We start from the raw sequence: 14,535 nt of genomic DNA, 5'->3' as shown, positions 1-14,535 counted from the left end.
GTGGAGCACGCTGAACCGGCGAAGAGCACCAACCCTGAACCCGACCCCTCGAAGGATGCGAGCCGGACGAGGGCGAAGGACCGGTTCACCCGCCTGGTGCAAGTCGTTGTCGGTCTCGGTGCAGCGACCTTCCTGCTCGGCTGGGTCCTGCCCTGGATCACCCACACCTCGTGGACCCAGATCCTCGCCGAGCTGCAACGCCTCGGCTGGGCGAAGGCCTTCCTTCTCTTCATGTTGATGATGGGCGGCCTGTACTCCTACACCTTCACCCTGTCCGCATCGCTGCCCGGCCTGCGGCATACGCCGGCGCTCATCGTGAACCTGTGCGGTTCCGGGGTCTCCAATGCGATGCCCGGTGGAGGCGCGATGGGTGTCGCAGCGCAGTACGCGATCTTCCGGTCCTGGGGGTTCAGCCACCGCAACATCGGCACCTCTCTGATCATCACGACCATCTGGAATCTCTTGGTCAGAGCGTTGCTCCCGATGTTCGCCATCCTGTGGCTGTTGGCCGACGGCGCCACCGACCTTCCCCATCTGATCGTCGTCGGCGGCTGGGGCGCCGTCGGAGTTGCCGCGGTCATGGTCTCCCTGGCCGTGGGGATCATCGCGTCGGACAAAGGAGCCCACCGGATCGGCCGTGCGCTTGACCGCGTGGTGAAGCCGATGCTGCGACTGTTCCGCAAGGAGTACCACCAGGACGTCGAGGCTGTCGCCGTCGACATGCGTTCCAGGGTCATCCATGTGATCCGGCCGGGGTGGGTCCGTTTGACCTTAGGCATCGTCGGTTTCCTCGGGATCTACTTCTTCCTCTTCCGCGAGTGCATGACCGCCTTCGGCATCGACCTCCCCTGGTCGCAGGCCTTCGCCTGTTATGCGCTCTCGCGGATGCTCACGATGGTCCCGGTGACCCCCGGCGGCATCGGAGTCACCGAGCTGGCGGCGGGGTTGATGATCGCCTTCGGTGCCGATCATGCGGCAGCAGCGGCCTCGGTGGTGCTCTTCGCGATCTACAGCCACATCCTGGAGATCCCCCTGGGGCTGTTGTCCGCGGGTGCGTGGACGGCAACTCGACGGCATTACCAGGTCGGACAAGAGGACGACCCGGACGATCCGCCGCCCGGGCCTCTCCCGGTCTTCCACTGAGCCGACATGGTCGTGGGCCGCACCGATGTTCTTCCGGTGCGGCCCACGACCATGTGCTGAGGGGTGTGCGCAGAGGCAGCTCCTGCCGTCTGTCCGGTCAAGCACCCTTGCGGTCTCGTTTCTCCTTACCGGACAGCAGCCTGGTGATCTGCCGTTCCCGGGCCTGGAGCGCCAGGGTGTCGTCGATGTCTTCCCCGTCGAAGGGACGGCCCAGCCCGCGCTCGACGGCGTCGGCGATGAGGGCATCGGCGAAGACCGGGTTCGCCGGGAGGATCGGACCGTGCAGGTAGGTGCCGAAGACGCGGTTGGTGTGCGCCCCTTCCGTCCCGTCCTCAGGGTTGTTGCCATAACCGTGGAGCACCCGGCCGAAGGGCTGCTGGCCCGGTCCGAGGACAGTGGCGCCGGAGTGGTTCTCGTAGCCGACGATCTTCCCGTAGTCGGTCTCCAGGACGACCGGGCTGATCATCCGGGTGGTGTTCCCGGTCGTGGTGACATCGAGGATGCCCAGACCTGGCAACCGCCGCCCCTCCAGCGTCACGAAGGCATTGCCGAAAAGCTGATACATGCCGCAGATCATCAGCATCGGGCAGCCGTCGTCGGCCAAGGCCTTCAGCACCGGTCCGTTGCGTTCGAGGTCGGACTCCACCCTGGCCTGCCCGGAGTCCTGGCCGCCGCCGCCCAGCACGATGTGGGCGTCCTCGGGGAAGTCCTCTCCGGGGTGGTGACGGTGCAGCTGGCAGCTGTACCCGTGCCAGTTCAGCCGACGCTGCAGGACCCGGGTATTGCCCAGGTCACCGTAGATGCTCATCTCCTTCGGGTAGATGTGCACCAGCACCACGGTGCCCTTGCTCTCCCCCTCCGGGTGAGTGACCACCACATCCTGCGTGCTCATGCCAGCCTCTCGCTCTTCCCGGGGTTGTCCTCACCGATCGCGGCCAGCCCGTAGCGAGCAGCGAGCATCCGCCGCAGGGCCATCATCGCGGTGTAGGTGCAGAAGATCCGTTTGGGTTCGTTCGGGTAGGTCTCCAGGAACTGCTCCAGGGCCTTCTCCAGGTCAGGTTCCTGGGCGTAGGTGGTGATGTCGTCGTAGTGCAGACGCAAAGCCATGTCGTAGGCCCGGACACCACTGGTGATGGCCACGCCCCGCTCGGCCAGGGAGTCGAAGGAGACGTCGTAGAGCCAACTGACGTCGCGCCCGTCGGCATAGTCGTCATTGATCGCGATCATGGTGGCCACCGGTGAGGAACCGTAGGTGCCCAGGGCCACGGTGAACCCGGCGGGGTTCTTCACCAGGACGAGTTCCAGAGGCTGCCCGTCGACGTCGACGACCTCGCCGCGACCGAAGGGCGGAGCGACATTCCGCAGCGCGCGTTCCGCAGCGGCCACGTCGAATTCGGCACCGAGCAGTTGCCGTGCCATCGTCGTCGCCGCGGTGGCGTTGATCATGGCTGCCAGTCCTCGCTGGCGCAGCTCGAGAGGACCGACCTTGCTGCCGTCCCCGAAGAGGATCTCGAAGGAGTTCTCGTCGATCGGGCGGAGAAGCCCGTCACCCGCGCCGAGGTCGGGCAGCGCCGTCTCCTCGTCCGAGCGCAGGTCTGCCTCCAGCAGCTCCGGCAGCCGGTCGGCGATCTCCGGGTGGACACCGAAGTAACCGATCCGCGGAGGCACCGGCCGCTGCGATCGCGGGGCTTCTTCGAGGCGTCCGGCGATCCGGGAGATGAAGGAGTCGTCCCGGTTCAGCACGAACCCCGTGGTGGTGTAACTGGCCAGACGGGCCAGGAGCTCAGCGGTGTGGTCGATCTCCGCGAACCGGTCGAGCTGGTCGCGGGCCACGTTGAGCAGCAGGGCGTGGGTCGGGGCAACAGCTTGGGCGAAGGGGATCGAGTGGGCCTCGTCGAGTTCGACCACGGCGAAGTCCGCGTGGATCCGTCCATCGACACCCACCTTGCCGAGCAGCGAGGAGATCACGCCGCGGGTGAAATTGCTCCCCGTCGGGTTACTGAACACCTCTTTGTCATGTGCTCGCAGTACTTCGGCGAGCATCTTGGTCGTTGTTGTCTTGCCGTTCGTCCCGCTGACGACCACGATCCCGCCCCTGACTCGGGACAAGGATGTGGCCAGGAACGACGGATCGATGCGCTCGACGATCAGGCCGGGGAGGGCAGATCCTCCTCCACGCACGCGAGCGGCGAGCATGGCGGCCTTGCCGGCAGCGACGGCGGTCATGGTCCTCAACACGCTCACACCCTAGCGAGCACCACTCACCATCGATAACTCAGCCGGTCCCGCGGTCGTCGCCGAGGAGGTCTGTGGCGTAAGCGGCCAGGCTGATCACCGCCGCGCAGCACAGGGCCACCAGGAGGAGTGCCGCCAGTCCCAGTGCGAGGTCGTACATTCCCTGCCGGGGGGAGACCCCTGAGACGAGCATCAGGACCGCCGCCACGACCACGGCCAGGAAGCCTCCGACGACATAGCCGAAGGGGCGCCACAGCCCTCTGGGAACAGGGCCTTGTTGCCGCCAGGCCAGCGCTAGACAGGCCACGATGGCGCCCACCCACCACAGCACCACCGCATAGGCGGCGATGACGTCGCTGGGACGGTGCCAACTCAGCACGATGGTGCCCACGCCTGCCCCGGTGGCCAGGAAGGCTGCTGCGGGGGCCAGCATCGGACGCCAGGCTGCGGGCAGGACCAGGACCGCCGCGATCAGCAGTGAGGTGATCACGGTGACATGCCCGCTGGGCAGCGAGTTGTGGCGGGAGAACCCGAAGTCGGATCGTTCCAGCACCCCGTACTTCAGCACCTGGGTGGTGATATTCGCTCCGGCGACGAGGATCGCCGCCCCCAGGCCGAGGTCTGCCCGTCGACGCATCACCGCGAAAACCGCCAGTGCGACCAGGGCGAGCACGATCGCTCCGACGCTGACCAGCTCCAAACCGCTTTGGAGAACCTGGTCGATGAGGGAACTCGTTCCGACTCCCCGCATGATTCGTCGCTCCAGCTCCTGCCCGCGGGCGTCATGGAGAAAGAAACGCACCAGGAATGCCATCACGACGAGCGCCGACGCCATGAGCACGAATCCGTATCCGACGGCCGCACCCCTGGCCTTACGCCCACCGGGGAGGACCGCGGACACAGCGCGGGTGGGAAGACTGGCCATGACGCCATGGTGGGAGACGGACCTTCCCCTTTCCTGTGAACCAGCTGGGAACGATTGATCCAGTGTCAGGGTCCCGACAGCAGTCCGCCCGGTGTCATCGCACACCGGATATGACCTGCGCGAGCATCCTCCTGCTTTGCCGACAGGCCTCCGTCCTAGGATTGTCGGGCAGACCGGCTCGCAGGAGGGCGAGAGGATGCGCAGGAGGGAAGGACCGACAGATGGAAGGTTCGCAGGTCCGACATGTCGTCGTCATCGGCGGCGGCATCACCGGGCTCACCACCGCCCGTCGGCTCGCCCTGGCCGGTCACCGGGTCACCCTGTACGAGAGCGACCGTCGACTCGGCGGGCAGATCCTCACCGTGCATGTCCCGATCCCATCCACCGGCCACGGGACCTCCTCGGACCAGGACGATCCAGCTCCTGCGAGCATGCCCGTCGACCTGGGCGCAGAAGCCATGCACACGATGGCACCGCACGGAATAGCTCTGTTGAAAGAACTCGGACTGTTCGACGAACGCATCGTCGCCCGTTCCGGAGAGAGCTACCTGTGGACGCCCCGCGGACGACGTCGGCTTCCCTCCGGTGTCGGTCCGGCCGGGCCGACACGGTTACGTCCGGTCCTGGCCAGCCGGGTCATGTCGATGGCCGGCCTGTTCCGGGCCGGATTGGAACCTGTGGCTGCTCGGCTGCGGTCGACGCCCCCGCTCGGCCCGGGCCAGGACATCGCCGTCGGCGAGTTCGTCGCCGGCAGATTCGGCCGTCAGGTGGTGGACCGTTTCGTCGACCCCTTGCTGGGCGGGCTGCACTCCGGCGATGTCCACCAGCTCAGTCTGCGCGCCACCACTCCGACCCTGGTTTCCGCAGCATCGCAGGGGCGTTCATTGATGCCGCTGCGCCTGGGCGATCTCCCCCGTCAGGTTGTCGGCACCGTCACACGACGCCTTCCGGCAGATCGTCGGGAAAAGATCGTCGGCGCACTGCCGAAAGCCTTCGCCCCGGCGCCTGCGCGCCCTGCCCCTCGGATGGACTTCTTGTCCTGGAAGGGCGGTCTCCACGAAGTGGTCGACCGCCTGTTGACCGATGTCGAGGTCGAGGTCGTCCTCGGCGCACAGGTCGACACCGTGGAAGCCGTCCCCGGTGGCCCCGAGAGCGACCCCGGGAGGCAGCGTTACCGGCTGACGACGAGCGAGGGCGTCGCCGAGGCCGATGCCGTCGTCCTGGCCGTCCCGGCGACGGCGGCGCGGAAGCTGCTGCAACCGGTGCTCCCCCGCGCGGCGGACACTCTCGCCCAGACCCGGATCTCTTCCACGGTGACCGTCCTCCTGGGTTTCCCGACCCAGGACGTGGCCGATGTTCCGGCATTGCAGGCCAACGGGCTTCTCGTGCCGTCGACGACGGGCACCCTGTTGAAGGCGATGACCAGTTTGTCGGCCAAATGGCCGCAGCACGGCGGCGGCGACCTCCACCTGGTGAGGTTGTCCGCGGGGCGTGATGGCCAGGACCTGGTCGACCGGCTCGACGACGACAGCCTGGTCGCGCGACTCCTGGAAGATCTGCGATCCTTCACCGGGCTGTCGGTGGCCCCCGCCATCGTCCACGTGCAACGCTGGCCTCAGGGGCTGCCTCAGCTCACGGTGGGGCATCTCGACCGGGTCGCCGACATCCGGGCGGAGATCGACGAGCACCTCCCCGGGGTCGTGCTCGCCGGTGCTTCCTACGACGGCATCGGCCTGGCCGCGTGCATCGCGTCGGCGAACAGCGCGGCCGAGCGGCTGGTCAGACATTTCGATGCCGAGGAGGCCTCATGACCGTCACGCCCGAGCGCGTCGTCCGACATCTGCATCATGACGCCGGCGAACGACCCATGATCGTCATCTGGGAGACGACCCGCGCCTGCCAGCTGGTGTGCAAGCACTGCCGAGCCGACGCCCAGAAGTCGGCGCACCCGGATCAGCTGACCACCGAGCAGGGCAAGGCTCTGCTGGACGACGTGGCTTCCTTCGGTAAGCCCCATCCGATCATGGTGTTGACCGGCGGTGACCCCTTCGAACGTGCCGATCTGCCCGAATTGGTCCGTTACGGGGCTGACCTGGGCCTGCACATGGCGCTCTCGCCGTCGGTCACGCCGAAGATGACTCCGGAGTCGTTGAAGGTCTTCCGCGACAGCGGCGTCCATGCGATCTCCTTGTCCTTGGACGGCGCCCGCGCTGAGGTCCACGACGGTTTCCGCGGGGTTCCCGGTGTCTTCGATGCGACCGTGCAGGCTGCGGCATGGACGAAGGAGCTGGGTTACCGCCTGCAGATCAACTCGACCATCACGCGGGACACCGTGGAGGAACTGCCTGATCTGCTGCGCCTGGTGCACTCCCTGGGCGCATCGCTGTGGAGTGTCTTCTTCCTGGTGCCGACCGGACGTGGCTCCGCGCTGCAGACGCTCAGCGCGGCCGAGGCCGAGGACGTCCTCCACTGGTTGCACGATGTCTCCGATCTCATCGCGGTGAAGACGACGGAGGCACCGCACTATCGTCGGGTCGCCATTCAGCGGGCACGGATGCGGGCCAGGGCACAAGAGGGTGAAACGACCTCCTCGCAGGTGCCGCACGGCGATCTGTACCGGCGGTTGCGCGCGGCCACGGCGGATCTGCTCGGCGACGCGACGGTGCGGCGCCGTAAGCCCCGGCCGCCGATCGATGTGAATTCGGGTCGTGGTTTCGCTTTCATCTCGCACACCGGTCTGGTCTACCCCTCCGGTTTCTTCCCGCAGCATTGCGGGAATGTGAAGGAGACACCCTTCCCGGAGATCTACCGCACCGATCCGCTGTTGGTCTCGTTGCGGCATCCCGAGGAGTTCCATGGCAAGTGCGGGGTGTGTGAGTTCAACGAGGTCTGCGGCGGGTCGCGGTCGCACGCCTATGCGGTGACCGGCGACATCCTGGGTTCGGATCCGACCTGCGTGTACGTGCCTTCGGCGATGCGTACGGTCCGGCGTCCGGGGCATGCCCACGCCTGATCCGAGGGCTTTCCGGCCCTGTCGAGATGTGGGGCACACCGGCCGGCCCTGATACGTTCGGAAGTGGATGACATGTCACCTCGGGTGAAAGGTGATATGTCGCAACTCTTCCCCACCCCGACTAGGGTGTGTGGGGCACCGCTCACAAGATGCCAGGAGGCATGATGTACACCCTGCCCGACCTGTCCTACGACTACGCGGCCCTTGAGCCGGCGATCAGCGGCCAGATCATGGAGCTGCACCACGCCAAGCACCACGCCACCTACGTCAAGGGGTGCAATGACACCCTGGAGAAGCTGGCCGACGCACGGGACAAGAACGACTTCGGCGCCATCGTCGGGCTGGAGAAGACGCTGGCCTTCAACCTGTCGGGGCACGCTCTGCACACCATCTTCTGGCAGAACCTCTCCCCCGAGGGCGGCGGTGAGCCGACCGGCCCGCTGGCCGAGGCGATCCAGAAGGACTTCGGTTCTTTCGAGGCTTTCAAGGCCCACATGACCGCGGCGTCCACGACCATCCAGGGTTCCGGTTGGGGCATGCTCGCCTACGAGCCTCTTGACGGCCGTCTCATCGTCAGCCAGCACTACGACCACCAGAGCAATGTGAACTTCGGTGCCGACCCGCTGCTGGTGTTCGACGTGTGGGAGCACGCTTTCTACCTGCAGTACCTGAACGTGAAGGCCGACTACGTCTCGGCGCTGTGGAATATCGTCAACTGGGACGACGTCTCCCGCCGGTTCGCTGCTGCGCGCGGCACGGCTGCCTGACGAGCGGTCTGCATCCACCAGTTCGCCTCGACGGGCCGGGGCGATGTCGCGGGTCTTCCCGCGCTGTCGTTCCGGCCCGTCGTGGTGTTCAGACGGGGTTCTGCTGCTCGCTGCTCTCCGTGGAGAGACTGGCGCCGCATAACGCCAGGATGATCAGGCAGATCAGGAGGAAGGCCTCCGCACCGGCCAAGGGGGCGATGCGCACCCAACCCGACTCCCCATTCCACGCCAGGAGCCACGCCCCCAAGGGCACCGCCAGCATCGAAGCTACTGATGCAAAAACCTGGAATAGGCACCTCATACGACTAGATCCACCTCAGAGTGAAAAACACCTAGTGGCGGCATTAAATGACTTCCCGGCCAACCCAATGACCCCACCGACGCATGCAGCACACACCGACATTGAAAGTACATTAGTAACAGCCACTCCGCAGTTGGCTTTACAGAGCACTCCGATAAGAACAGCCGCGCCGCCAGATATTCCCAGAGTCGTCGCAAGGCATTTATCCATATTACTCATCCAGCCACTCGACCCCAGTACAGCACTTTCAGTAAACATCTCCCTGTCGGAGAACCACTTAATTCCACTATCTTTACTCTCGGCAACGCCTCCGTCTACAGATGTCAACAATTGGAAATTACCATTTTCATTTCGAGTAACGTGAAGCTCACTATAACCCGCCAGGCGTCCCTGCTCATAGAAAGCAGTGACTCCACTCATCAAGCTCCGTTCCCCCTCCACCGCAGGAACCATGACCGCCGTAGACTGCTTACCGCTGGCTTTGTTTTCAAAAACCCTCACTGCCGAGAAGTCAAAGTCTTTCAGGTCTGCCGTGAGACGGATTTCTCCCGACCTGATCCCACTCCCCACCTTACCCTTGAGATTTTCAATTAAAGCGACATCCTCGATCCTGTCGAAGCTCACAACCTCATCACTCTCATGAGGGCAAGCAAGACTCCCACTCGCCACCACTCCTGCCCGAGAAGAATCACTCGATCCAAACACTGCCGCATTGGCAGTGGCTCCCCCCATGACGATCGAAGCACTCACTGCTCCACAGATGATCGCTTTGCCGATCTTCATCTTCTTCCCCCAGCTCAAATACTCTCGGATCATTCTCCTGAACTCGAAATCACGCCCGCCCACGCGGCATGCACACATCATCGACAGGCATCATTCCGACAACCCAGCAGCTCGAAATACTTAAGTAAAACCCACAAACTGATACACCCGTTCAGCACAATACGCCAACCGAAGATGCCATGAGCAAGAAAGAGCTTGGTTCCGAAAAAAAAATTTAATAGCTTTCAGCGAATGATCCACTTATTGCTTTTTGTGCAAAAAACGCGGACAGACGGTGCGAAGTCGGTCGCGGAGACCACCTGCTCGACAAAGAGGATGAACAATCACCCGACGAGCTACCAGCAGTCACGAACTCAGACATGCGCGACATAGAAATACGTAGCGTGCTCACAGATCCGGTCGTTGCCGTCGATGACGAAGAAGGCCGCGAAGTCGACCGTCATCCGATCGCCTTCCCGTAACTCCCCCTCATAGGTGCCCTGGGCTGCGACCTGTTGGCCGTCGACCAGTAGGTTCCGGACCGAATGGCGGCCACGGGCCAGCCGGCGTTCTTCGCTGTAGTACGCCCGGAGCTGCTCGGAACCGGTCATCACCGGATAGCCCGGCCTCCGGTAGAGCACGTCACCGGAGAAACACTCCAACACCGCTTCCAGGTCATCGCGGTCGAGAGCGTCGTAGTAACGCTGAACCGTCCGTCGGCGCTGATCTGACGTGTGTCCCTCGCTCATGGAGGTACACGCTACGGCTCCGTCCGCTCCAGGGTGGGCAAGTTCACGATCATGAGCTGTCGGCGGGTCGGGTTCTTCCTCGTGCGGATCGAACTCGCGGAAGTCCCCCGATCTCCCCCAGTTGTCCCTGCTGTTCCTCTTCCCCGAAGACTCTTTTCCAGACCGGTCGGTGGGGAGATCTCCCGCCTCGGGATCCAAGGCGTACGGGGTGTAGACCGGGTGTCGACGGCGGGTGAACGGGTTGACGCCCAGTGCTTGTGACAACCACCACGAGCACAGGGCGATCAACACCACATGCACAGCCACGAAGGCGAGCCTCGCCTGAAGCGGGAAACGCCCCGGCGAGAACCAGTTCGGCAGCACCAGCAGATTGACCCCGATCACCGTCAGATTGATCAAGACCTGCGGGCGTCTGCCAAGGATCATGGCATCATTCCCACTCGATGGTGCCCGGAGGTTTGCTGGTGACATCGAGCACGACCCGGTTCACCTCGGGAACCTCATTGGTGACCCGGGTGGAGATGGCCGCGAGCACCGGGTAAGGCACCCTGGTCCAGTCCGCGGTCATCGCGTCCTCGCTGCTGACCGGCCGCAAGACCACCGGATGTCCGTACGTCCGCCCGTCGCCCTGGACACCCACGGAACGCACCTCGGCCAACAGGACCACCGGGCACTGCCAGATCTCCCGGTCCAGGCCGGCGCGGGTGAGCTCCTCGCGGACGATCGCGTCAGCGGCGCGCAGCACCTCCAAACGCTCGTGAGTGACCTCACCGACGATCCGGATCCCCAGACCGGGGCCGGGGAAGGGCTGACGCCACACGATCGCCTCAGGGACGCCCAGTTCGAGCCCCACCTGGCGGACCTCGTCCTTGAAGAGGTCCCGCAGCGGCTCCACCAGCGTGAACTGCAGGTCGTCGGGCAGACCACCCACATTGTGATGGCTCTTGATGTTCGCCGTGCCGCTGCCGCCGCCGGACTCGACCACGTCGGGGTACAACGTGCCCTGGACAAGGAATTTCACCGGGTGCTCCTCGTCACCCCGGTCCTGCACGATCTCCCGAGCAGCCCGCTCGAAGGTGCGGATGAACTCACGGCCGATGATCTTGCGTTTCTCCTCGGGGTCGCTGACCCCGGCGAGCGCACCGAGGAAGGCCTGGGAGGCGTCGACGGTGACCAGGTCGATGCCGGTGGCCTCCACGAAGTCCTGCTGGACCTGCTCGGCCTCGCCCTGGCGCAGCAGGCCGTGGTCGACGAAGACGCAGGTCAGTTGCGAGCCCACGGCCTTCTGGACGAGCGCTGCGGCGACCGAGGAATCCACCCCGCCGGACAGTGCGCAGAGCACCCGGTCCTCGCCGACCTGGGCGCGGATCCGCTCAACCTGGTCCTCGACGATCGATTCGGGGTTCCACTCCGCTGTCAGGCCGGCGCCGCGGCGCAGGAAGTTCTCCAGCTGACGCTGACCGAAGGTGGAGTGCAGGACCTCCGGGTGCCATTGCACGCCGTAGAGACGTTTCTCGTCGTCCTCGAAGGCGGCGACCGGTGCGCCGGGGGTCGAGGCGGTGACTGACATGCCCTCGGGTGCGCGGGTGACCGAGTCACCGTGGCTCATCCACACCGACTGGGCGTTCGGCTGGCCGGTGAAGAGGGTGGAATCGGTGTCGCTGACGGTCACCGGGGTCGCCCCGTACTCGGACAGACCTGTGCGGGCCACCTCACCGCCGAGAGCTTGGGCCATGGCCTGGAATCCGTAGCACATCCCGAAGACCGGCACCCCCGCTCGCAGGAGTTCCGGGTCCAGCGAGGGTGCGCTGTCCGCATAGACGCTGGATGGTCCGCCGGACAGGACGATGGCGGAAGGTTGCCGTCCCAGGATGTCGGCAGCGGAGGCTGTATGGGGGACGACCTCCGAGTAGACTCCGGCCTCACGCACCCGACGGGCGATGAGTTGTGCGTATTGTGCACCGAAGTCGACCACTAGGACGGGATGCGCATGGGGATCCTTACTCACAGGAACCAGCCTAGCGGCCGACGAGGGAAGACACCGACCCTCGACCGTCCAGGGCCGCAGGACGCTTCGCTAGGATGATGCGATTATCTGAACGTACCTCGGAGTCACCACATGCTCACCGTTCCTGGCACCGGGCCCATCCCGATGCGGCCTCTGCAGATCGGGGACGTCGCCGAACTCACCGGGTTGAGTTTGCGTTCCATCCGCCATTACGAGGACCTCGGTCTGGTCACCCCTGCGGGGCGGACGGCCGGAGGTTTCCGCATCTACGATGCCGAAGGCGTCGAGCGGCTCCGCCTCGTGATGAGTCTGAAATTGGTAGGCCTGTCCTTGGAACAGATTCGGCCGATCGTCGATGCCTGCCGGGCCATCGAAACAGGTCAAGGTACTGATCGAGACGCTGAGCTGGTGCAGAACGGTGAGGCCACCGTCGCGGAGGCCATCGAAGAGATCGAGCGGATCCTTGGCCCTTCCAGGCTGTTACGCAACCGGTTACATGCCGCGACCAGGGAGTCGGCCTACCGGCCCTGACCCAGGGATGGCATTGCTCGCCTGAGCAAGCGGTTGGTTCACTCCGCGGAAGGAAACATGTCCTGCGGCGTGGAGCGCACGATGCCAGAACGTATTTCGGCCCCCGAGTGGTCTCGGATGATCGAACGCGCAGGTAAGACCGTCCCACCGTCGGGCACATCGCGGGTGACCACCGTGTTCGCCCCGATCACAGCGCCCTCGCCGACGACCACCGGTCCGACGACCACGGCCCCTGCCCCCAGAGAGGCGCCGGAGCGGATGTGCGGGACATGTTCCGAAGCATCGCCCAAGATGTCCTCCTTCAGGCCGATCGTCACATTCTGCCTGATCAGCACGTCATCTCCGATGACCACGTCAGGGTGGACGATGATTCCACTCTGATGCGCGACTTTGACCCTTCGCCCCAGGACGACGCTGGCCGGTAGCTCGATACCGTAAACCCCGCGGGCGACCAGGAGCCCGGCCCGGGCGACCCGCCCCACCGGAGCCCGCAAGGCCCTGGGCGCTTCGTCACTCTCCGCCCAGTTCGCCAGTCGGTGACAAGCGATCGTCTGAAAACCTGGGGTGCGCACCCCACCATTGCGATGTCTGTCCTCGCGCAGGACGTTCACGATCGGGTACCGCTTGCCCAGTTTGTCCGCCCATGGATGCCGAGAGGGGTTGTTCGTCGCCGATCTTGGGGATCGCACGTCCTCGGACACGCGAGGGAGGGACCGGAGCGAGGTGTTCGGTTTGTTCACGAGACGTCCTTCACGGTGCGACGCGCGAATTGCGCGCAACGGCGCTTGGTCGGCCTCAACTCTACCCTTACGTAAGGGTAGAGTTGAGGCCGATCTCCTACATCCGCAAGCCTCTTGCTTACTCTCGTTCCGCCATCAACGCCCGGACCTCACGGACGACCTTGGCCTCGGTCACGAAGGACAGGAACGGAAGACATCCGGCCAGGAGAACCCAGATCAGTTTGCCCAGCGGCCAACGGACCTTCAGGCTCAGCGAAAATGTCGCCACCGCGTACACCATGTAGAGAAAACCGTGCGGTTGCGGCCACCACCACAACGGGTTGTCCCGCCCTTGCAGACCCACCGCATACTTGAGGACCATCTCCAGCACCAAGACCAGCAACCCGACCCCCACCACGAAAGCCATCACCTTGAAGAAGGTGAGCGCGCGACGGATCTCCTCATTGCTCGCAATGATCCGCGAAGCAGGTGTGGTCATCTCGCTGGTTCTCCTTTATCCGTGGACTGATCGGCGTGCATCTCCTGCCGCTCTTCGAGAGCAGATTGCACGCGGCTCTCCTCCCGGACCATCCGCCACCACATGTACAGGGCGAAGACAGCGAAGAAGAACCATTGCAGGGCATAACCCAGGTTGCGCCAGTTCAACCGGGTGCTGCCAGGAGCAGGCGGGGGCACCGGGGTCAACGTGTCCCCGGTGGTCGGCGGTGTCTGGGACACGGTGAAGACGAAGGCGTTGTAGACCTCTCCACCCCACCGGTTCAGCAGGGTAGGCACGTTCAAGGTCGCCAGTTGTCCCTCCGGAAGCGGCCGGAACTGGTTCGGCGGCGGTTCCCCCTGGGCGAGCACTCCTTGCAGGGAAACCCGGTCATCAGGTGGCCGCGGCACCGGGGCGCCTTCGGCGACAAAACCGCGAAGCACCGGGATCCGCACCGGACCGCCCGTACGACCCTGCGCTCCCTCGACCAGCAAAGGAGTGACCACCCAGAAACCTTCCGTCTCCCCGTGCCGACGCCCCGACACGAGCACTTGCCCGGACAGGTCGTAGGTGCCGGCGACGGAGACCTTCCGGTCCAGTGCGCCCACGGGGAAAGTGCCATCCGCCGGCATTACCTGCACCAGAGGAGCCTCCGGTTTCGCTGCCGCCTCCTTGGTGGCCTCCGCCACCCCGCGCTCGTGAGCGGCATCCCACTGCCATATCCCCAAAGCCGCGAACCCGACGACGACCGCGATCACGAGGCCGAGCAGGGCCAGCCATTTCGGCGTCAGAGCGGTCCGCAGCACGTGGCCAGGTTAGACCACCGCACCGCGTGAACAGGCCTGAAGACGCGCGCCTCTCCCTGAGAACAGGCCGAAGGCACGAG

General features: G+C 64.9%; 14 protein-coding genes and 1 pseudogene. 5 read left to right on the top strand and 10 right to left on the bottom strand.

Annotation, left to right across the window (positions count from 1 at the left end; genetic code table 11):
* A complete protein-coding gene (locus DX923_RS03005) occupies positions 1 to 1,143 on the top strand; it encodes a lysylphosphatidylglycerol synthase transmembrane domain-containing protein (RefSeq protein ID WP_116112589.1) in 1,143 nt (380 codons plus the stop codon).
* Positions 1,144 to 1,240: 97 nt separating this feature from the next.
* Here DX923_RS03005 and DX923_RS03000 read toward each other — a convergent pair whose 3' ends face one another.
* From DX923_RS03000 to DX923_RS02990, 3 genes are read right to left on the bottom strand one after another with little or no spacing between them, the layout of a single operon-like run.
* A complete protein-coding gene (locus tag DX923_RS03000; protein WP_116112587.1) occupies positions 1,241 to 2,035 on the bottom strand; it encodes a type 1 glutamine amidotransferase in 795 nt (264 codons plus the stop codon).
* Entirely contained in the window at positions 2,032 to 3,369 is a 1,338-nt protein-coding gene (locus tag DX923_RS02995) for a Mur ligase family protein (RefSeq protein WP_116112586.1), read from the bottom strand. Before DX923_RS02995 ends, DX923_RS03000 begins: the two co-directional genes overlap by 4 nt.
* Before the next feature lie 49 nt (positions 3,370 to 3,418).
* Positions 3,419 to 4,303, bottom strand: coding sequence for a phosphatase PAP2 family protein (locus DX923_RS02990; RefSeq protein WP_116112584.1), 885 nt, complete (start codon positions 4,301 to 4,303; stop codon positions 3,419 to 3,421).
* Positions 4,304 to 4,524: 221 nt separating this feature from the next.
* On the opposite strand from DX923_RS02990, the gene hemG reads away from it, so the two are divergent.
* The 3 genes from hemG (at position 4,525) to DX923_RS02975 (ending at position 8,083) form a co-directional block, all read left to right on the top strand.
* Positions 4,525 to 6,114, top strand: a complete 1,590-nt coding sequence (gene hemG, locus DX923_RS02985; protein ID WP_162872742.1) for a protoporphyrinogen oxidase — start codon at positions 4,525 to 4,527, stop codon at positions 6,112 to 6,114.
* Positions 6,111 to 7,316 (top strand): TIGR04053 family radical SAM/SPASM domain-containing protein, encoded by a 1,206-nt coding sequence (locus DX923_RS02980; protein ID WP_116112581.1) that lies wholly within the window; start codon positions 6,111 to 6,113, stop codon positions 7,314 to 7,316. The genes hemG and DX923_RS02980 overlap by 4 nt, the downstream gene beginning before the upstream one ends.
* Positions 7,317 to 7,480: 164 nt before the next feature.
* Complete coding sequence (locus DX923_RS02975) at positions 7,481 to 8,083, top strand: superoxide dismutase (RefSeq protein ID WP_116112580.1); 603 nt, start codon at positions 7,481 to 7,483, stop codon at positions 8,081 to 8,083.
* A gap of 88 nt (positions 8,084 to 8,171) precedes the next feature.
* On the opposite strand, the gene DX923_RS02970 is transcribed toward DX923_RS02975, so the two are convergent.
* The 4 genes from DX923_RS02970 to guaA form a co-directional block, all read right to left on the bottom strand.
* Positions 8,172 to 8,345, bottom strand: a complete 174-nt coding sequence (locus DX923_RS02970) for a hypothetical protein (protein WP_162872741.1) — start codon at positions 8,343 to 8,345, stop codon at positions 8,172 to 8,174.
* Positions 8,346 to 8,399: 54 nt separating this feature from the next.
* Positions 8,400 to 9,200: a hypothetical protein gene (locus tag DX923_RS02965; RefSeq protein ID WP_162872740.1), complete on the bottom strand. Its 801-nt coding sequence runs from the start codon at positions 9,198 to 9,200 to the stop codon at positions 8,400 to 8,402.
* A 320-nt stretch (positions 9,201 to 9,520) separates the two neighbouring features.
* Positions 9,521 to 10,321, bottom strand: a complete 801-nt coding sequence (locus DX923_RS16585; RefSeq protein WP_240322715.1) for a nuclear transport factor 2 family protein — start codon at positions 10,319 to 10,321, stop codon at positions 9,521 to 9,523.
* A 4-nt stretch (positions 10,322 to 10,325) separates the two neighbouring features.
* Positions 10,326 to 11,903 carry a glutamine-hydrolyzing GMP synthase gene (guaA, locus tag DX923_RS02950; protein ID WP_116112573.1) on the bottom strand — a complete coding sequence of 526 codons (1,578 nt, stop codon included), beginning with the start codon at positions 11,901 to 11,903 and terminating at the stop codon, positions 10,326 to 10,328.
* Between the two features lie 111 nt (positions 11,904 to 12,014).
* Here guaA and DX923_RS02945 point away from each other — a divergent pair, with 111 nt between their 5' ends.
* Positions 12,015 to 12,434, top strand: a complete 420-nt coding sequence (locus DX923_RS02945) for a MerR family transcriptional regulator (RefSeq protein WP_116112572.1) — start codon at positions 12,015 to 12,017, stop codon at positions 12,432 to 12,434.
* Between the two features lie 155 nt (positions 12,435 to 12,589).
* On the opposite strand, the pseudogene DX923_RS17095 reads toward DX923_RS02945, so the two are convergent.
* The 3 genes and pseudogenes from DX923_RS17095 to DX923_RS02930 all read right to left on the bottom strand — a co-directional run.
* Positions 12,590 to 12,790, bottom strand: a pseudogene (locus DX923_RS17095) (serine O-acetyltransferase); the annotation flags it as partial.
* A gap of 502 nt (positions 12,791 to 13,292) precedes the next feature.
* Positions 13,293 to 13,652, bottom strand: coding sequence for a DUF3817 domain-containing protein (locus tag DX923_RS02935; protein WP_116112569.1), 360 nt, complete (start codon positions 13,650 to 13,652; stop codon positions 13,293 to 13,295).
* Positions 13,649 to 14,455: an SURF1 family protein gene (locus DX923_RS02930; RefSeq protein ID WP_116112567.1), complete on the bottom strand. Its 807-nt coding sequence runs from the start codon at positions 14,453 to 14,455 to the stop codon at positions 13,649 to 13,651. The genes DX923_RS02935 and DX923_RS02930 overlap by 4 nt, the downstream gene beginning before the upstream one ends.
* Positions 14,456 to 14,535 lie beyond the last annotated feature (80 nt).

It is taken from the genome of Austwickia chelonae (genome assembly GCF_003391095.1).
In the GTDB taxonomy this organism is placed as follows: domain Bacteria; phylum Actinomycetota; class Actinomycetes; order Actinomycetales; family Dermatophilaceae; genus Austwickia; species Austwickia chelonae_A.
The sequence above is the reverse complement of the archived record's forward strand: the minus strand, read 5'-3'. Positions and strand labels throughout refer to the sequence as shown.